Genomic DNA, 17856 nt, shown 5'->3' on the forward strand with positions numbered 1-17856 from the left:
TCCGCAATTTTCATTACCTCGGCACGATCATTGCATCGTGACGCGGTCCCGTCCGCAGCGGGATTCCCAGCATAACGACGGCGGCGGCCGTCACGCATGTCGTAAACGAGGCGAGCATGGATATTGGCTACTTTCTCAAGCTCATGACCGAGAAAGGCGCGTCGGACATGTTCCTGACGACTGGCGCCCCGGTGAACATCAAGGTCGAAGGCAAGCTCTACCCCTTGGGCAACACCGGACTGCCCGGCGGCATGGTCAAGAAGATCGCCTATTCGCTGATGGATGAGGGGCAGGTACCGCAGTTCGAACGCGACCTTGAACTCAACATGGCGATCGCCGTGAAGGACGCCGGTCGCTTCCGCATCAATGTGTTCAAGCAGCGCGGCGAAGTCGGCATGGTGATCCGCGCCATCAAGAGCGAGATCCCCACCGTCGATGCGCTCAAGCTGCCGCAGATCTTCAAAGACATCATCATGGAGCCGCGCGGCCTGATCCTTGTCGTCGGCGCGACCGGCTCGGGCAAGTCGACCACGCTCGCGGCGATGATCGATCACCGCAACGTCAGCCAGTCGGGACACATCCTCACGATCGAGGATCCGATCGAATACCTGCACCGGCACAAGAAATCCATCGTCAATCAGCGCGAAGTCGGCCTGGATACGCACAGCTACCACGAAGCGCTGAAGAACGCGATGCGCGAAGCGCCCGACGTCATCATGATCGGCGAGATCCGCGACGTGGAAACCATGGAAGCGGCGATCGCGTTTTCCGAGACCGGCCACATCTGCCTGGCGACGCTGCACTCCAACAACGCCGACCAGACGATCGAGCGCATCCTGAATTTCTTCCCGGAACCCTCGCACAAGAACATCCTGATGAACCTCGCCCTGAACCTCAAGGCGGTGATCTCGCAGCGCCTCGTGGTCGGCAAGGACGGCCGCCGCATGCCGGCGGTCGAGATCCTCATCAACACGCCGCATATCCGCGACCTCATGCGCCGCGGCCAGGTGCACGAAATCAAGGAAGCCATGGACCGCAGCCTGCAGGAAGGCATGCAGACCTTCGACCGCGCCCTCTACACGCTGTACAAGGAAGGCCGCATCGAACTCGAGGAAGCCTTGTCCAAGGCCGACTCGCGCGACGGCCTCGCGCTGAAGATCCGCCTGGCTGAAGGCGGTGGCGACAACTCGAGCGCCGAGCACGACCCGTTCAACCTGTCCGCGTTCTGAGGCAGACAGACCGCTGCCGGCTGCACCGGCAGTAGAGTGGCGGCGACGCCACGAACCGAACCGGGACACCCGGAAACGCTTCCGCCCAGGCAATCCTGGGCGGAAGGGTCGACGCACCGGAATTCCGGCAGGCGTGAAATCAGGCACCTGACGTGCGCCGGGTTGCGTAAATAGCTACAACGCCACTTTTCCAGTCTTTCTCCTGGTATCGGACATCTCCCCCGGAACGACCGGAGGAGATGACGCAATCCCCTTCAGCGCGACTCGAAATCGTCGGCGAAGATATTCTCTGGCGCCTGCACTGTGAACGTCACCGGCACCACGGCCGGGCGCGTGCGATATGCCGGATCGTTGCTGAAAACGCAGATCGAGGCTTCGTAGGTGCCGGCGACGAGATTCGTCGCGTCGAACGTCACCGGATAGACGCCGACCGGACCGCCCGGTGCTATCGTGCCGCCGCTGTTGGACAGTGACAGCCATGTCGCGTTGAGCGGCTCGGTGCAGTCACCTCCCGCGGTCGCAATGGCGAGCACCGCCATCTCATGATTGTCGGGCGTCGGACCGATGATGGCCGGCTGCGCGGTCAGCGGATCGATGGTCGCGACGAAGCCGAGGCCCTGCGCATAGCCGAGCCAGTACAGCACGCCGCTGGCCCGATCGAATTTGATGCTTTGCGCGAAATTCGCGTTGACGCCCAGCGAGCCGACACGGGTCGCCGCCGCGCTGCCCTTGTCGATCAGGAGCAGTCCGTCGGTGCGGATGTCGAGCGCATAGAGCTGGCCACTCTGGTCGATCGCGATATCGATGAGGCATTCGTCGCCACCGGTTTCCACCGGTCCGACGAAATGCGCATGGGCGGTGCCCACGTCGATCGTATACAGCCCGCTCCAGTAGCAGCCCTGGTTGCCGAGGTTCGCGGTGGTCAGCGCATAGAAGGTATCTGTGGACGGGTCCCAGGCGGCGCCGGACCAGCGTTCGTTCGCGACGGTATTCGCCGCCTGCGGCCAGCCGATCAGCGTGCGTTCGCCGGTCAGCGTGTCGAAGCGATACAGCCGGTCCATCAGGGTGTCGATCATGTACTGGCCGCTGAAATCGTCGCCGACGAAATCCCCGCCGCTGAGATCTTCGAGTCCCTGGCCGCTGTCGGCCAGTACGGTTCGCATCTGCGCAGTGTCGCCGAGATCGAAATGCACGTAGGGCACGCCGCCGCCAGGAATCACGTGCATTGCGTAGGCCGGCACCAGCCAGTCGCCCAGCGTGGACTGCGGATGCCGCGGGCGCGCCGCCGCGACAGGCGGCTGCGGATCGCGACCCGCATCGGCCCGACCATGGCCCGAGGCATGCGGCAGCGGCGCGAGACGGTGCAACGCCGCACCGGGTGCCGGATATTCGCCGGCGCTCCACTGCAACGTCCGGTTGCCAATGTTGCCGATGACGATGGGCTGCTGCACGGAGATTCCGACGCCCGCGAACGCGGTCATCGCGGGAACCGGCAATAGCAACTGGGGCGCGCCGATGTCGAAGTCGACGGTCGTGGCGACGACTTCATGGGTCTGCTCGGTCGGCGTGAAGCGCACCGCCTTGCCCGGTGTCAGCGTCGGCGTGAACTGCGAATAGACCACAGCACTCGCGGAACTTTGCTGCAGGCCCGACACCGCGCCTTCGCCGTTCTCGCCCCAGGCACCCGTGCCCGGTCCGGCGGTGAGGTACTGGAAGACGACAGCGCTGGTCGCTTCCTCGATGATGACTTCGTAGGTATAGCCGGAGAGCTGCGGAAACCCGAGCGCGAAATCCTTCCACTCGATCACGAAACGGCGCTGGCCGGGCTCGCCGACGGTCCTGGTGTGGATGCTGCCCTGAGCGGGATCGAAACTCATCCAGACCGGCGCGATCACGGCGTTGAGGTAGGGCGACGGAAACAGCAGCGATCCCGGCACGGCGCAAACGCTGCTGCCGACTTCGATGGCGCCGTTGTTGCCCACGCAGAGGCGGTCCGTCGTCGTGCCGAAGAACGTGAACGCAAACGGCAGTTGCACGGCCTGGCTGCGTCCGGACGAAAAACCGCCGCTCATCGGCAGCGCCGGCGTATCGCTGGCATCGATGAAGTCGAAGGCGACCGTGTCGTCGACGGCGTAGCCTGCCTGCGCGGCGCTGGCCGTCCAGGTCGCGCTGAGCGGCCCCGAAGCGACCGCGCCGGCGCGTTCGACACGCACATGACGCAGGCTCTGGCCCGGCGCGAGCGAGGCATTGCGCTGCGACAGCACGCTACCGTGGAGACTGTCGCTGAGGCTGTGCCAGGCCAGCGTCTGGCTGGAGTTATTAGTCAGCGTATAGCACCAGCCGATCGGGTCGCCTACCGACGCGGAAAGGCTCGTGCCGCTGGCGCAGGCATTCAGATCGGCCACATCGGCGGGGCCGACGGTCACGTCCAGGCACAGGCCGGCGGGCGAGCAACTCGTCGGCGCGCTGTGCAAATCGACACGTTGCAGCGTGCCGTCGGTCGCGGTGGACGGCGCCGCACCGGCGGGCGCGGCGGCGGCGAGTGAAAACACAACGGCGGTGCGTAAGAGGATATGCATCGGGCGGCCTCGTGGCGGAAGGGTGACCGCCACGCCCGCCGCACTGACATGACGGGCCGATGACGATCGGAAACCGCGACTGTCGCCGCCACGCTCCGCGGCGCCATGCCGGATCGGTAGCAAACCGCTAGAAAACCGCTATCACCCGCTCAATTCATGACGTTGCGCACACTCGCCAGCGGCGGCTGGGCCATCGCCCCCGGGATGGGCCGCTCACCGGCCAGCAGCCGGGCTTGCGCCAGCGCGACGGCCCACGCGTCACGCTCGCCCCAGGCATGGAACAGCGCGACACGCAGCAACGCGCAATCGAAATCCTGTGCACTGCAACTGGCGATGCGGCCGCTGAGCCCCGCGGCTTCGTCGAGCCGGCCTGCGCGCAGCAGCCATGTCGCATAGCCCTGCGTGACGGCCGCCACGACCGCCGGCACGCCGAGCGCATCGGCCTGCTCGAGTGCCGCGCGGTAGTTCATCTCGGCGCTATCGACATCCGCCGCGGACTCTGCCGCGGCCAGGCGCTGCAGCGCGCGGCCGGCGCTGGGCAGCTCGTCGGCCGTATCGGCGGACCCGGCAGCCGGCGCACCACCCGCCCGCTGCAGCAGCAAGGCAATCGCCGCACGTCGCGCATCGGCGACGCGCGGCGGCCAGTCCTGCAGCGCACGCGCCGCCGCGGCCCGTGCGACGTCGTGATGCCCCTGGCGCCAGGCCAGCTCGGCGCGCGCGGCTTCGAGGTAGCGGCGCGCCGCGCCCTCGGCCGAGGCGATGCCGCTGGCATCGAGCAGTTCGGCCGCCTCCCGGTGCCGACCCTGGCCGATGAGGACGCGCGCGCAATCACTGTCGAGGGTCTGGCGCTGGCCATCGTCGGCGATGTGTGGACGCAGGGCGGCGAGCCGCTCCGCATCGCGTTCCGCATCCGACCAGCGCAACAGTTGCACGTGAACGTCGAGCAGTCCGCTGAGCGCCGCGCGCTGCGCATCGGCGATGCCGAAGGATTCATACACCGCCAGCGCCGCCTCGAAACGGACCAGTGCCGGTTCGAGCCGATCGCGATTCGCGTCGGCGACGCCGAGGTAATTGTCCACGCGCGCCACGCCGAGCCGGTCACCCGCCGCCTCCAGGCGTAGCCGTGCCAGACCCAGGTCGTCGATGGCCGTCGCATGGGCGAACTGGCAGCTCCGCGCGAGACCGCGACCCGCCAGCGCGGTAGCTTCCACAGCGCTGGGCACGGCGAGCGCGGCGCTGAAGGATTGCTCCGCGCGGTTGCAGTCGCCGCGTCGCAGCAGCAGCATGCCGCGCGAGGCCAGCGCACGGGCGCGCAACTCCGCCGGTGGATCGGCAGCGAGCACGGCGTCCAGTCGCTGGGCGGCCGCGTCGAGCCGGCCACGGTAGAAATCGATCTGCGCGAGTTGCAGTTGCACGTGTCCCGCTGCCTGCTGAATCGGCGACGCGCTGTCGAGTATTTGCTGCGCCGTATCGAACTGGCCGCCGAGAATCGCGGCCTGGCTGCGCTGGATCACCAGCTCCGGCGCCGCTGCGTACTCCGGCTCCGGTGCATTCGCATGGCCGAGCGCAGCCAGCAGCAGGTCTGCGGCATGACTGCCCGCAGCGATCGGGTCGGCACGCTCGGCTTCCACGCGATGCGGCCGGCCTTGTACGTCGGGCGCCTCCAGCACGACGCGCCAGCGATCCGACAGCTGCTGCGCGCTGCCGCGCACGAGCCGACGCGTACCCAGTATCGGATTGAGCCGCTGCGCATCGACACGCGCTGGCGCCAGGTGCTTCTGCGCTCCGGGCGCAGCGGGTTCCAGCGCGCGCAGCGCCACCAGCACGCTGTCGCTGGGTGGCACGGCGAAACCGGCCGCGCGCAGTCGGCCAGCCACGAGGTCCATGACCCCGAGCTGCACCCAACCCGCATCGGCCGACGCATCCAGCTCCATCGGCAATACGGCGATCACATCGGCCGTGGGTTCGGAAGCAGGGCGAACCGCGACGCGGCGGTCAGCGACACGCAACGCCGCAGCGACAGCCAGCAGCAGCAGCGCGGCGAGCACGCCGGCCAGGGCGGCGCGGCGCGGGCGGCCGGCTACCGGCGTCAGAGGCGCGCGATGCGTGGGCTCGGCCGACAAGGGACGAACGGCACCGGAAGCAACCGTCGACGTCGGCAGCGCCGCCTGAGGCACATCGGGTGCGCCGCCTCCTGCTGGAGCCACTGCCGCCGCTTCAATCGATGCCGCCGCCCGTGCGTCCGCCGCAGCCGCAGCCGCGTCCAGCTCCTGCACCGGCATCACCCAGCGATACCCGAAACCGGCAACCGTGCGGATCGTCGCCTGCGCCTGCGCGTCGTCGCCAAGCAGGCGGCGCGTGCGCGCAATCAACTGGCTGACCTGCACATCGGCCACGTCGACGCGGCCCCAGACCGCAGCGACGAGTTCGTCACGACCGACTGCGCGCGCGCGTTGCGCCAGCAGATAGACCACGAGATCGAACACGCGGCGCGGCAACGCGACCGGCTCACCGTCGCGACGCGCCTCGCGCAGTGCCGGATCGATTCGCCACGTGTCGAAGACGTAAACCATGCGGCCGATTATGGCCGCTCGCCGCCCGTGCGGCAGCGGGCGAGCCCCCTACTTTCGACAAAGCGCGGTGCGCCGCGCTGAACCACGGCAACTCCGCGAGAGGGCCGGCACGCACCAATGACCTCGAAGGCGATCCATCGTCGCATCAACCGTTCGTGCCGACCCTACGGGCTCGCCATCGGCTCGATACGGGGGACGCCGTGGTTCACCGCGGCGCGTCGGGCTGGTTCTCCGGTCGCGCCTGATCGAACGCCGGCAGCTTCAGGCATTCGTCGTTGATGCGCACGATCGACGGATAGTCGGACAGGTCAACGCCCCATCGTTTTGCGTTGTATACCTGTGGAACAAGACAGAGGTCCGCGAGACTGGGGTCGTCGCCTTCGCAGAACTGGCCGGTCGACGGGTTTTCCTGCAGCAGTTCCTCGAAGGCGTCGAAGCCTTCGCGGATCCAGTGACGGGACCAGCGCTCGCGCTCCTCGGTCGGCGCGTTGAATTCGCGCTCCAGGTATTGCAGGACGCGCAGATTGCCGAGCGGATGGATGTCGCAGGCGACGATCTGGGCCAGACCGCGCACGCGCGCGCGTTCGCGCGCGCTCGTCGGCAGCAGCTTGAGTTCGCCCTCGTAGGACTCGTCGAGGTATTCGATGATCGCCATCGACTGGCGGATTACGCGGCCACCGTCGAGCAGGGTCGGCACGACCGCCTGCGGATTGAGGCGCACATAATCGAGGAAATGCTGCTCGCCGCCGTCGGCGGTCAGGTGGACCGGGACGATTTCGTACGGCAGCCGCTTGAGGTTCAGCGCGATGCGCACGCGATAGGCTGCACTGGAACGCCAATAGCTGTACAGCCGCAAGCCTTCCGTCGACATGGTCGCTACTCCCTGGAGGCGCTTTTTCGCCTACGACCGGCGGTCCGCGCCGGGCCTGCGGCGAATCTACTCTGTTGCCGCGGCGGCGCCAAATTGGGCAGCGCGACCGCCGAACCAGCGTCGCCCTTGGGCCGACCACTACCGTACGGCGCGGCAATTCAATCAGCGCCGCCCTTGGGCCGAACACCAGATCCCCACAACCCTGGCCAACGCTTCGCGTCGGCCGCCCCCTTAACTTAAGGGGGCTCCAGAATCAAAAGCAAAAAATCGACGTGTCGATGTTCTTTGGCGGGCGAGTGCTCGGCGAGCGTCAGGCCAGCTGGGTCATGATCTGCTCGATCGCGCCGAAGATGCTCTTGCCGTCGTGGTCGAACATCTCGATGCGGATACGGTCGCCGAAACGCATGAAAGGCGTCGCCGCCTTGCCGTCGCGCAGGGTCTCGACCACGCGCTGCTCGGCCAGGCATGAGGCGCCGGTCGAGGTGTCCTGATTGGCGATCGTGCCCGAACCGACGATGGTGCCGGCCGACAGCGGCCGCGTGCGGGCGGCGTGGGCGATCAACTGCGCAAAATTGAACTGCATGTCGACGCCGGCTTCGGGCGCGCCGAACCAGTTGCCATTGAGGTGCGTGGTCAGCGACAAGTGCACCTTGCAGTCCTGCCACGCCGCGCCGAGTTCGTCCGGTGTCACGAACACCGGCGACAGGGCCGAGCGCGGCTTGGACTGCAGGAAACCGAACCCCTTGGCGAGCTCGTCGGGAATCAGGTTGCGCAGGCTCACATCGTTGACGAGACCGATCAGCTGGATATGCGCGGCCGCCTGCTCAGGCGTGACGGCCATGGCCACGTCGTCGGTGATGACGACGATCTCGGCTTCCAGGTCGATGCCGTAGGCTTCGCTAGGCACGATCACCGGGTCGCACGGGCCGTAGAAGCCCGCGCTGGTCGCCTGGTACATCAGTGGATCTACGTAGAACGAGGCTGGCACTTCGGCGTTGCGCGCCTTGCGTACACGTTCGACGTGCGGCAGGTAAGCGCTACCGTCGACGAACTCGTAGGCACGCGGCAGCGGTGCGGCGAGCTGCGCCGGATCGAGCACGAACACGCCGCTGAGCGTGGCGAGGCCGTCCCCGGCCACGGCCGCGTTGAGCTGTTCGGACAGCGCATTGAGCCGCGGCGCGACGCTGCTCCAGTCCTCCAGCGCACGCTGCAGGGTGGACGCGATGCCGTCGGCGCGGATCGCGTGACCGAGGTCGCGGCTGACCACGACCAGCGTGCCGTCGCGACCGCCTTCCTTGAGACTTCCGAGTTTCATCTACTGCTCCGCTCGCGCCGTATCAGCGCCGTTGAGGATCGAAATTCTTTTTCAAACCCTGCCAGCATTCGTGGTAGTCCTGCTGCAGCTGCGGCAGTTCCATCGCCTGCGCGGTCGGACGGATCACGGCGCGGGTCTCGAACATGAAGGCCATGGTGTCGACGATGTGATCGGGCCGGCTCACGTCGGCGCGCGTGGCCTTGTCGAAGCTGGCCGCGTCGGGGCCGTGCCCGGTCATGCAGTTGTGCAGGCTCGCGCCGCCCGGGGCGAAGCCGCCGGCCTTGGCGTCGTAGGCGCCGTGGACCAGCCCCATGAACTCGCTGGCGATATTGCGATGGAACCACGGCGGACGGAACGTGTCCTCGGCCACGAGCCAGCGCGGTGGAAAAATCACGAAATCCATATTGCCGACACCGGGCGTGTCGCTCGGCGAGGTCAGCACCAGGAAGATCGACGGGTCGGGATGGTCGTAACTGATCGAGCCGATGGTATTGAAGCGGCGCAGGTCGTACTTGTACGGCACGTGGTTTCCGTGCCACGCGACCACGTCGAGCGGCGAGTGGCCGATCGCCGCGCGCCACAGCGCGCCCTGGAATTTGGCGACGAGTTCGAAGTCACCTTCGAGGTCTTCGTATGCCGCTTCCGGCGCGAGGAAGTCGCGCGGATTGCCCAGGCCGTTGGATCCGATCGGGCCGAGGTCCGGCAGGCGCAGATGCGCGCCGAAGTTTTCGCAGACATAGCCGCGTGACGGGCCGTCCGGCAGCTCGACGCGGAAGCGGATGCCGCGCGGGATCAGCGCGATCTCCTGCGGCTCCACCTCGAGCCAGCCGAGTTCGGTCGCGATGCGCAGCCGTCCCTGCTGCGGCACGATCAGCAGTTCGCCGTCGGCCGAATAGAAATAGCGCCCCTGCATGTCGCGATTGGCGGCATAGACGTAAATGCCAATTCCGGCCTGCGCTGCGGCCGAGCCGTTGCCGGCATAGGTCACCAGACCGTCGACGAAATCCACAGGCGCATCCGGAAATGGCAGCGGATCCCAGCGCAGCTGGTTCGGCGTCGCCGGAGCATCCTCGAAACGATTGTGGAAACGCGCGTGCGTCAGCGCGACGAAAGGCTGGTGCATGGCCGACGGGCGCAGGCGGTACAGCCAGCTGCGCCGGTTCACGTGGCGCGGCGCGGTGAACGCCGTGCCGGAGATTTGCTCGACGTATAGACCATAGGGCGCGCGCTGCGGCGAATTGCGCCCTTCGGGCAGCGCGCCCGGCAGCGCCTCGCTCGCGTGTTCGTTGCCGAAACCGGATAGATAGTTCAGAGCCATGGCCGCCATGCGTTCGCGCGACCCGATGTCGCGTCAGAGGGGGAAACCAACAGGATGCCGCCGTCGTGCGGCGCGCGATTACAGCACGCCGCGGCGCATCTGGTCGCGTTCTATCGATTCGAACAGGGCCTGGAAATTGCCCTCGCCGAAGCCTTCGTTGCCCTTGCGCTGGATGATCTCGAAGAAGATCGGCCCGATCGCGTTCTGGGTGAAGATCTGCAGCAGCTTGCGCTGCTTGGTCTCCAGGTCGGCGTCGATGAGGATCTTGTTCTTGGCCAGGCGCGGCACGTCCTCGCCATGGTTGGGCACGCGGGCGTCGATCACCTCGAAATACGAGTCGGGCGTGTCGAGGAACTCGACACCGGCCGCGCGCATGGCCTCGACCGTGTCGTAGATGTTGTCGGTGAAGCAGGCGATGTGCTGGATGCCCTCGCCGTGGTACTGGTCGAGGTATTCGTTGATCTGGCTCTTCGGGTCGGACGATTCGTTGAGCGGAATGCGCACGACGCCGTCCGGCGCGGTCATGGCCTTGGACACGAGGCCGGTCTTCGAGCCCTTGATGTCGAAATAGCGGATCTCGCGGAAGTTGAACAGGCGCTCGTAGTAGTCCGACCACTTCTTCATGTTGCCGAAGTACAGGTTGTGGGTCAGGTGATCGATGAAGGTCAGGCCGAAGCCGGTCGGGTTCTGCTCAGTGCCGGCGATGGCTTCGAATTCGCCATAGACGCTGCCGTTGTCGCCGTAGCGGTCGACCAGATACAGCATGCAGTCGCCGATGCCCTTGATCACGGGCGTGTCCACGGCGCGCGTGTCGGCCTTGTCGTCGATATAGGCGCCGCCGTTACCGACGGCCTGTTCGGCCACCCATGCGGCCGGCTTCTGCACCCGGATCGCGAAGCCGCAGGCGCAGGGCCCGTGCGCCTTGGCGAAGTCGGCGGCGAACGAATCCGGTTCCTCGTTGACGAGGAAATTCACGCCGCCCTGGCGGTACAGCGTCAGCGCGCGGCTGCGATGGCGGGCCACCGCGGTGAAACCCATGCGCTGGAACAGCGCGTGCAGCAACGCCGCATCGGGTGCGGCGAACTCGACGAATTCGAACCCGTCGATACCCATCGGATTCTCGAACTGGGTCGGCTGCATGCCGAGATTGGGCTGGGCGCTCATGGCTGGCTTCTGAAGGCTTGCATCGGTGAGGCCCCGTTATAGTTTCAACTGAAACCATTTGCAAGGGATACTGCCGCATGGCCGGCAACACCGCGCTGGAACTGGAAAAATTCCTGCCCTACCGCCTGTCGGTGCTGTCCAACACGGTCAGCCAGGCGATCGCCCGCGAGTACGAGGACCGTTTCCAGCTATCCATCACCGAGTGGCGCGTCGTCGCCGTGCTCGGCCGTTACGACGACCTCTCTGCGCGCGAAGTCGCCGAGCGCACCGCGATGGACAAGGTCGCCGTCAGCCGCGCCGTCGCCGAACTCATGAAGGACGGCCGCGTGAAACGCTCGACCGCCGATCACGACAAACGCCAGTCGGTGCTGAGCCTCACCGCGAAGGGACGCAAGGTCTACGACGAAGTGGCGCCGCTGGCGCTGCAGCACGAACAGCGGCTGCTCGCGCATCTGGATGCGGAGGAACGGGCCTGGCTGGGGCGGATTATCGAGAAGCTCTTGATGGCGGAAAAGGCGTTGGAGTAACTTCAAAAGCGGTTCGCTCTTACGGATGTTGCTTCTCTGCCTGCTAAATTGAGGCCGCCAATCCAACATCCGCCACTACAGTGCCAAAATCTCGTCCTCGCCGAACACCGGTCGCTGACTTCTTCGTTCCGCCGTTGCAGTTGCTAGCCCGCGCACCCACCGTGCCCCTCTCCCGTGTGACGTGGCCCAGATGCACATCCATCTCCACATCCAGACTGCGATCGGTCATGCGCTGCAGCCGCCGCGTGTACAGCGCCTGCATCTCCGCAAGCGCCTTGGATTTGCCAGTAATCCATCCACCTTTGCCACATCCAACTTCTTCGCCAACCTCTTGCTTGCTGCGGCCTGCATCGCTTTCCAGCGAAACGTTCGCAAATTACGCAAAGAGACACCAGCGACGCATGGACATCGCTACCTGAGAAGTTCTTATACTTACTTAAAAATAAGAGCCGTCTCTGGCGATATAAATCATTGCTGATCCATCAATCGAGTCTATAGATACCGGCCGGCCTCGGATGTACAAAACGGACTGTTCATAAATGTATACGCAATTCAAGTCACGAACACGACGATTTGGCTCCGGCATTCCGACAGGCCAAAAATTTTCTCGCATGACTTTTTTTGCAACGGCAAAAATCTCCTGTTCTGACAAAGGCGGCAGCCTGCATGGCGGCCGCTCAGCAATGAAAGATTGCAGTTCATTCAATTGACTTTCCGCGCCCCTCTCACTCAAAGAACATGAACTCAAAAACACACAAGCGACCATGAAATATAAATAGTCAGATCGCGATTTTCCAGCTGATCTCGCCATAGCCGCACCCGTCACCCCTAGATTCCGGCAGCCGTGCAATTTGTCGTTTGGTTCGAAATCTTGAAGGCCTGAGCCTGCCTGACAATGTCTATACAGGCCGGGTTATCTCTACATTTAGAGATATTTAGACATGGAAGCTCTACACGGTACCCCTCGCATTCGGCACGACCACCAGCAAATGGAGGCTCTGGCGTCGCCTCGCTGTCTTTTCCAACACAATTACATTTTTGTCACGGTTAACTTCTTCATGCTTTTTTGCACAGTTCTTTAGTATTCCGCATGCATCGCTCGGAACACGAGCCACTCGGCCATCCGTACTCACTCCCTCGCAAACCTTGGGATTTATGCATGCAACAGCTTTGCCGGCACGGAAATTCACGCCACCCTGGCGGTACAGCGTCAGCTCGCGGCTGCGATGGCGGGCCACCGCGGTGAAACCCATGCGCTGGAACAGCGCGTGCAGCAACGCCGCATCGGGTGCGGCGAACTCGACGAATTCGAACCCGTCGATACCCATCGGATTCTCGAACTGGGTCGGCTGCATGCCGAGATTGGGCTGGGCGCTCATGGCTGGCTTCTGAAGGCTTGCATCGGTGAGGCCCCGTTATAGTTTCAACTGAAACCATTTGCAAGGGATACTGCCGCATGGCCGGCAACACCGCGCTGGAACTGGAAAAATTCCTGCCCTACCGCCTGTCGGTGCTGTCCAACACGGTCAGCCAGGCGATCGCCCGCGAGTACGAGGACCGTTTCCAGCTATCCATCACCGAGTGGCGCGTCGTCGCCGTGCTCGGCCGTTACGACGGCCTCTCTGCGCGCGAAGTCGCCGAGCGCACGGCGATGGACAAGGTCGCCGTCAGCCGCGCCGTCGCCGAGCTCATGAAGGACCGCCGTGTGAAACGCTCGACCGCCGATCACGACAAGCGACAGTCGGTGCTGAGCCTCACGGCGAAGGGACGCAAGGCGTATAGCGAAGTAGCCCCGCTGGCGCTGGCGCACGAGCGTAGGCTGCTGGCCCACCTGGACGCGGAGGAGCGCGAATCGCTGGGGCGGATTATCGAGAAGCTGCTGGCGGCTGAGAAGGCGCTGAACTATTTGCTAGCACCTCTTTGCAAACCCCACTCCAAAGTGATGCCGCAACCGGGCTCCAAGCCGGGGAAACCGCGACGCATAGGCTAGCAACGCGTCAACAAACCAGGATTGCCCATTGACCAAAGCCGCAACATGAGCGGGTTCAGCGGTAGCCCGGCGTCGGCATTCTCATCACTGTCATTCCAGATGTGGATTTTACAACTAATTCAGTAGCATTGTCTTCCAGCGCAAGGACCAATTTTTGCTTGCCTGTCGTAATGAACGCATGAAGCGTGCACCTCAACGGCTCGCACTTATAGATGTAGGCATCGAGCGTAACCATTCCGCTCCCGGTCGGCATGTAGACGCCCATGATCGACATGTCGTGGCCGAGATCGATGACCTGAGTTCCAGTTGCCCCCAAACTTCTCGCGACACTTTCCAGCGAGCTTGGACCTTCAACGGAATAAGGCAGTTGAAGCGCTTCGCTCGCGTCAGCGCCAAGTGGCGCGACAAGAGCGGCCAGGAAAGCTACCGTAGCGACCAAGATCAGTTTCAATGGAGAGTACATTTCATACCTTACTTCAGCTTTCTCTGATGTAGTCATCAACCGATCCAATAGACCGATTGAACACGATGCCGGATCCTCTACAGAGGTAAAGTAGTTTCCAACCATCGGTTGGTACGTCGCTCAGCAATGACCGACCTAACTGTTATTTAGTTCAATAGTGTTACAGATCATGGCGGATAGGACGAGTGGGTGGGGGTATCCTCGAAAAGCTGCTGATCGCGGAGAAGGCGCTGGCGTAGAGCCGTGAAAACTGCGAACCACGCCGCATCTGCACCGCGCACCAGGTCCGCCGTCGCTGCGACCTGCGCGACGCCTCGCGCGGCGGTGGCGCGCTAACATGCCGACGCCATGCTAGTCACCACTGATATAACCGCCTTGCTCGCGCAGGCCCGCAGCGGCGATGAACGCGCCGTCGATCACCTGCTGCCGCAGGTCTATGAACGCCTGCGCCAGCTCGCCCATCGCTATCTCTCGGGCCAGCACCATCACACCCTGAGCACCACCGCGCTCGTGCACGAGGCCTACCTGAGTCTCGTCAACCAGCGCGACGCGGTCTGGCAGGACCGCGCGCATTTCCTCGGCTACGCCGCGACGGCCATGCGTCACATCCTCGTCGATCACGCGCGGCGCCGCTCGGCGCAGAAACGTGGTGGCGGCCAGATCGCGCTGGACTGGCAGTCGGCCGACATCCCGATCGAATGCATCGCCGGCGAAATGGTCGCGCTCGATGCCGCGCTCGCCGATCTCGGCGCGCTCGACCAGCGCCTTGCCAAGGTCGTCGAGCTGCGTTTCTTCGCCGGACTCTCGGTGGAAGAAGTCGCCGCCGTGCTCGGCATCACCACGCGCAGCGTGGTGCGCGACTGGAACAAGGCGCGCCTGTTCCTGCACCACGCTCTGGACATGCCGGCGTGAGTCATGCCGGCACGTCCGGCGCGATCGCGGCGCGCTGGACGGAGCTCGCGCCGCTGCTCGACCGCCTGCTCGACCTGCCGCCCGGGCAGCGCGAAGCGTTTCTCGCCAGCGACATCCGCGACGACGAACTACGCACGCTGCTGCGCGACCTGCTCGCGCGCGAGGCGCGGCCCGGCTTTCTCGACCGCGCCAGCGCCGACTATGCCGAATCGCTGATCGGCGCGGGCGAGCACCCGGTACCGCTGCAGATCGGCGCCTACCGCGTGCTCGATCTGGTCGGCGAGGGCGGCAGCGGCAGCGTGTATCGCGCCGAACGCGAGGTCGACGGCTACGTGCAGCGCGTCGCGCTGAAGCTGCTGCGCGTCGGTCTGCGCGACCCGGTCGAACAGGCGCGCTTCCGACGCGAGCGGCGGATTCTTGCGCGGCTCGAACATCCGGCCATCGCGCGCCTGATCGACGGCGGCTTCACGCCCGAGGGCGTGCCGTGGTTCGCGCTGGAATTCATCGAAGGCGACAACATCGTGCGCTGGTGCGACGCGCGCCGCCTGGGCATCGAGCCGCGCCTGCGCCTGTTCCTCGACGTCTGCGACGCGGTCGAGGCGGCGCACCGCGCGCTGATCGTGCACCGCGACATCAAGCCGGCCAATATCCTCGTCGATGCCGACGGACGGCCGCGCCTGCTCGATTTCGGCATCGCCAAGCTGCTCGACGACTCCGAGCGCGAGGACGACACGCGCACCGGCCTGCGCCGCCTGACGCCGGCCTATGCGGCACCGGAACAGTTCAGCGGCGGCAGCATCACGACCGCGACCGACGTGTACGCGCTCGGCGTGCTGCTGCATGAACTGCTCAGCGGACAGCGGCCCGGCGTGCGCAATGCGGCACCCCGCCACCTCTCGCAGCTCGTCACACCGGACGACGCGGCCGCGGCGCGCTCAGCCTCGCCACGGCAGCTCGTGCAGCAGTTGCGCGGCGACCTCGATCTCATCGTCGCGACCGCGCTCGCGCCCGAGCCGCAGCGGCGCTACGCCAGCGTCGCCGCCCTCGCGGCCGACCTGCAGGCGCACCTGCAGCGTCGCCCGATCGCCGCACGTCGCGCCAGTGTCGGTCATCGCCTGAACAAGTTCCTTTTGCGGCATCGCGCCGGCGTGGCCGCGGCCGTACTCGTGCTCGCGACCGCAGTTGCGGGCGTCGCAGCGACCTGGCGCGAGTCGCAGCGCGCGAACTCCGCCGCAGCGGATGCCATCGCGCAGGCGCAGCGCGCCGAGGCGGTCAAGGATTTCGTGCTCGCGCTGTTTGCCGGAGTCAGCCCGGACGAGAGCAAGGGCCGCCGTGTCAGCGCGCGCGAGCTGATCGAACGCGGCGAAACGCGGCTCGGCGAAACGCTGGCCACACATCCGGAGCTGCGCGCCGAACTCACCACGGCGCTGGCCGGTGCGCATCGTCAGCTCGGCGCGCTGGATCGTGCCGCTGTGCTCGCCGACGCGGGCGGCGCCCCCGGGGCGGGGGGGCCCGCCCCGGCGGCGCGGGGCGAGGGGGCGCGGGGGCGGCTCCCGCCGGGCCACCGCGAAGGGGGGCAGAGCGATCTGCAGCATGTGCTCGACGACGCCAAAGCTTCGCCGCTGCACGACGAGGCGCGCCTGCGCCTGGCCGAAGTGCTGGTCGAGCAAGGCCAGCCCGCCGCCGCGCGGCTGGCGCTGGATGCGGCGCTGGCCGATACGCGCGAACCGCACGGCGCGGCGACGCGGCTGCGCGATCTCGCCGCGCTAGGGCCCGTGCAGTTCCGTGCCGGCGATATCGCCGGCGCCGAACACAGCCTGCGCGAAGCGCTGCAGCTATCGCTTTCCGCGCAGGGCACGCGACACACGCAGAGCGCACGCGTAGAGCACGACCTGGCCGTGATCCTGCTGCAGCGCGGTGCCGCCGACGAGGCCGCGACGTTGCTTGAGACTGCCGCGGCGACGCGGCGCGAACTACTCGGCGAAAATCATCCGGACTACGCCCAGACCGTGTTCAACCTGGCGGTGGCCAGGCAGCGCCTCGGCGACGCCGCTTCCGCTGGCACTCTGTACGAGCGGGCGCTGCAGATCCAGCGCGAGAGCCTTGGCCCGGACCATCCCGATGTCGCGAGCAGCCTCAACTCGCTCGCCATGCTGGCGTGGGCGCGCGGCGACGGCGACGGCGCGATCGCGCGACTGCGGGAGGCGCTCGCAACGGCGCGCCGCAGCCAGGGAGAAAGGCATCCGACGGTCGCCACCATGCTCAGCAGTCTCAGCGGATTCGAGCGCTCGTTCGGCCGGATCGACGACGCACTTGGGCACAGCGAGGAGAGCCTCGCGATTGCCCGCGCTGCGCTCGGAGAGAAGCACTATCTCGTCGGCGTGGCACTCGTCGGTCTTGCCGCCGCACAGTACGAACACGGTGACAGTGCCGCGGCACTCGCGAATTATCGCGGTGCGATCGCCCTGCTGGAGGCGGCGCTCGGCAGCGCCCATGCCGACACGCTGCAATCGCGCGCGGCCTACGCCGATGCGCTGCTCGCGAGCGGCGACAGCGGCGCGGCCACTCGCGAGATCGAGACCGTGATGGCCGCGCTCGGCGACAGCCTGCCCGCCGGCCATCCGCGACGTGCACGGCTGGAGCTCGTCAAGCTGCGCACAGGGGTGGCAACCGGCGCGTGCACGGTGGTACTGCCGGGTCTGGATTCCGCGGCAGAGAGTCTCGCCAAGGGCGGCCCCGCCCTGTTGCCCGATCTGGCCAGCGCACAGTTGCTGATCGCGCGCTGCGCGTCCGCGGCGCGTTCCGCCGAGGCGACCTCCGCAGCCCGCGCCACGATTGCGCGGCTGCCGTATCTGCCGCGCCGACTGCGCGCCGAGCAGGCCGCGCTGTCGCGCTGAATTTCAGCGCCGCAGGCC

At 66.0% G+C, this 17856-nt stretch carries 14 protein-coding genes and 1 pseudogene; 7 read left to right on the top strand and 8 right to left on the bottom strand.

Annotated features, from left to right (window positions below; all coding sequences use genetic code 11):
* Positions 1-116 precede the first annotated feature (116 nt).
* Positions 117-1229, top strand: a complete 1113-nt coding sequence (locus RUU78_RS11570; protein ID WP_313916725.1) for a PilT/PilU family type 4a pilus ATPase — start codon at positions 117-119, stop codon at positions 1227-1229.
* Between the two features lie 254 nt (positions 1230-1483).
* Here the strand turns inward: RUU78_RS11570 and RUU78_RS11575 are convergent, their stop codons facing one another.
* From RUU78_RS11575 to hppD, 6 genes are all read right to left on the bottom strand, one after another.
* On the bottom strand, positions 1484-3808 hold the full coding sequence (locus RUU78_RS11575) for a hypothetical protein (RefSeq protein ID WP_313916728.1): 2325 nt from the start codon (positions 3806-3808) through the stop codon (positions 1484-1486).
* Between the two features lie 149 nt (positions 3809-3957).
* Positions 3958-6381 carry a winged helix-turn-helix domain-containing protein gene (locus RUU78_RS11580; RefSeq protein WP_313916730.1) on the bottom strand — a complete coding sequence of 808 codons (2424 nt, stop codon included), beginning with the start codon at positions 6379-6381 and terminating at the stop codon, positions 3958-3960.
* Between the two features lie 205 nt (positions 6382-6586).
* Entirely contained in the window at positions 6587-7252 is a 666-nt protein-coding gene (gene maiA / locus RUU78_RS11585) for a maleylacetoacetate isomerase (RefSeq protein WP_313916732.1), read from the bottom strand.
* A gap of 310 nt (positions 7253-7562) precedes the next feature.
* A complete protein-coding gene (locus tag RUU78_RS11590) occupies positions 7563-8567 on the bottom strand; it encodes a fumarylacetoacetate hydrolase family protein (protein WP_313916734.1) in 1005 nt (334 codons plus the stop codon).
* Between the two features lie 22 nt (positions 8568-8589).
* Positions 8590-9885 (bottom strand): homogentisate 1,2-dioxygenase, encoded by a 1296-nt coding sequence (gene hmgA, locus RUU78_RS11595; protein WP_313916736.1) that lies wholly within the window; start codon positions 9883-9885, stop codon positions 8590-8592.
* Between the two features lie 78 nt (positions 9886-9963).
* Entirely contained in the window at positions 9964-11049 is a 1086-nt protein-coding gene (gene hppD / locus RUU78_RS11600; protein ID WP_313916738.1) for a 4-hydroxyphenylpyruvate dioxygenase, read from the bottom strand.
* 77 nt (positions 11050-11126) lie between these two features.
* On the opposite strand from hppD, the gene RUU78_RS11605 reads away from it, so the two are divergent.
* The 3 genes from RUU78_RS11605 to RUU78_RS11615 all read left to right on the top strand — a co-directional run bounded on the left by RUU78_RS11605 (position 11127) and on the right by RUU78_RS11615 (position 12286).
* Positions 11127-11576 (top strand): MarR family winged helix-turn-helix transcriptional regulator, encoded by a 450-nt coding sequence (locus RUU78_RS11605; protein WP_313916740.1) that lies wholly within the window; start codon positions 11127-11129, stop codon positions 11574-11576.
* Positions 11577-11766: 190 nt separating this feature from the next.
* Positions 11767-12054 carry a hypothetical protein gene (locus RUU78_RS11610; protein ID WP_313916741.1) on the top strand — a complete coding sequence of 96 codons (288 nt, stop codon included), beginning with the start codon at positions 11767-11769 and terminating at the stop codon, positions 12052-12054.
* Positions 12055-12115: 61 nt separating this feature from the next.
* On the top strand, positions 12116-12286 hold the full coding sequence (locus tag RUU78_RS11615) for a hypothetical protein (RefSeq protein ID WP_313916743.1): 171 nt from the start codon (positions 12116-12118) through the stop codon (positions 12284-12286).
* A 471-nt stretch (positions 12287-12757) separates the two neighbouring features.
* Here the strand turns inward: RUU78_RS11615 and RUU78_RS11620 are convergent.
* Positions 12758-12955: pseudogene (locus RUU78_RS11620) on the bottom strand (4-hydroxyphenylpyruvate dioxygenase); the annotation flags it as partial.
* A 77-nt stretch (positions 12956-13032) separates the two neighbouring features.
* Between RUU78_RS11620 and RUU78_RS11625 the strand changes: the two are divergent.
* Positions 13033-13566 carry a MarR family winged helix-turn-helix transcriptional regulator gene (locus RUU78_RS11625; protein WP_313916745.1) on the top strand — a complete coding sequence of 178 codons (534 nt, stop codon included), beginning with the start codon at positions 13033-13035 and terminating at the stop codon, positions 13564-13566.
* 55 nt (positions 13567-13621) lie between these two features.
* On the opposite strand, the gene RUU78_RS11630 is transcribed toward RUU78_RS11625, so the two are convergent.
* Positions 13622-14065 (bottom strand): hypothetical protein, encoded by a 444-nt coding sequence (locus tag RUU78_RS11630; protein WP_313916747.1) that lies wholly within the window; start codon positions 14063-14065, stop codon positions 13622-13624.
* A gap of 312 nt (positions 14066-14377) precedes the next feature.
* Here RUU78_RS11630 and RUU78_RS11635 point away from each other — a divergent pair, with 312 nt between their 5' ends.
* Together RUU78_RS11635 and RUU78_RS11640 are read left to right on the top strand one after the other, a co-directional pair.
* Complete coding sequence (locus tag RUU78_RS11635) at positions 14378-14941, top strand: ECF-type sigma factor (RefSeq protein WP_313916749.1); 564 nt, start codon at positions 14378-14380, stop codon at positions 14939-14941.
* Entirely contained in the window at positions 14938-17838 is a 2901-nt protein-coding gene (locus RUU78_RS11640; RefSeq protein ID WP_313916751.1) for a serine/threonine-protein kinase, read from the top strand. Before RUU78_RS11635 ends, RUU78_RS11640 begins: the two co-directional genes overlap by 4 nt.
* Positions 17839-17856: the final 18 nt, after the last annotated feature.

The organism is Tahibacter sp., from assembly GCF_032229445.1.
Classification (GTDB): Bacteria; Pseudomonadota; Gammaproteobacteria; order Xanthomonadales; family Rhodanobacteraceae; genus Tahibacter.

Bases quoted from the DNA above. Each gene is read 5' to 3' on its own strand.
- RUU78_RS11570 (WP_313916725.1), top strand. From the start codon at position 117: ATGGATATTGGCTACTTTCTCAAGCTCATGACCGAGAAAGGCGCGTCG.
- RUU78_RS11575 (WP_313916728.1), bottom strand. From the start codon at position 3,808: ATGCATATCCTCTTACGCACCGCCGTTGTGTTTTCACTCGCCGCCGCC.
- RUU78_RS11580 (WP_313916730.1), bottom strand. From the start codon at position 6,381: ATGGTTTACGTCTTCGACACGTGGCGAATCGATCCGGCACTGCGCGAG.
- maiA (WP_313916732.1), bottom strand. From the start codon at position 7,252: ATGTCGACGGAAGGCTTGCGGCTGTACAGCTATTGGCGTTCCAGTGCA.
- RUU78_RS11590 (WP_313916734.1), bottom strand. From the start codon at position 8,567: ATGAAACTCGGAAGTCTCAAGGAAGGCGGTCGCGACGGCACGCTGGTC.
- hmgA (WP_313916736.1), bottom strand. From the start codon at position 9,885: ATGGCTCTGAACTATCTATCCGGTTTCGGCAACGAACACGCGAGCGAG.
- hppD (WP_313916738.1), bottom strand. From the start codon at position 11,049: ATGAGCGCCCAGCCCAATCTCGGCATGCAGCCGACCCAGTTCGAGAAT.
- RUU78_RS11605 (WP_313916740.1), top strand. From the start codon at position 11,127: ATGGCCGGCAACACCGCGCTGGAACTGGAAAAATTCCTGCCCTACCGC.
- RUU78_RS11610 (WP_313916741.1), top strand. From the start codon at position 11,767: ATGCACATCCATCTCCACATCCAGACTGCGATCGGTCATGCGCTGCAG.
- RUU78_RS11615 (WP_313916743.1), top strand. From the start codon at position 12,116: ATGTATACGCAATTCAAGTCACGAACACGACGATTTGGCTCCGGCATT.
- RUU78_RS11625 (WP_313916745.1), top strand. From the start codon at position 13,033: ATGGCCGGCAACACCGCGCTGGAACTGGAAAAATTCCTGCCCTACCGC.
- RUU78_RS11630 (WP_313916747.1), bottom strand. From the start codon at position 14,065: ATGACTACATCAGAGAAAGCTGAAGTAAGGTATGAAATGTACTCTCCA.
- RUU78_RS11635 (WP_313916749.1), top strand. From the start codon at position 14,378: ATGCTAGTCACCACTGATATAACCGCCTTGCTCGCGCAGGCCCGCAGC.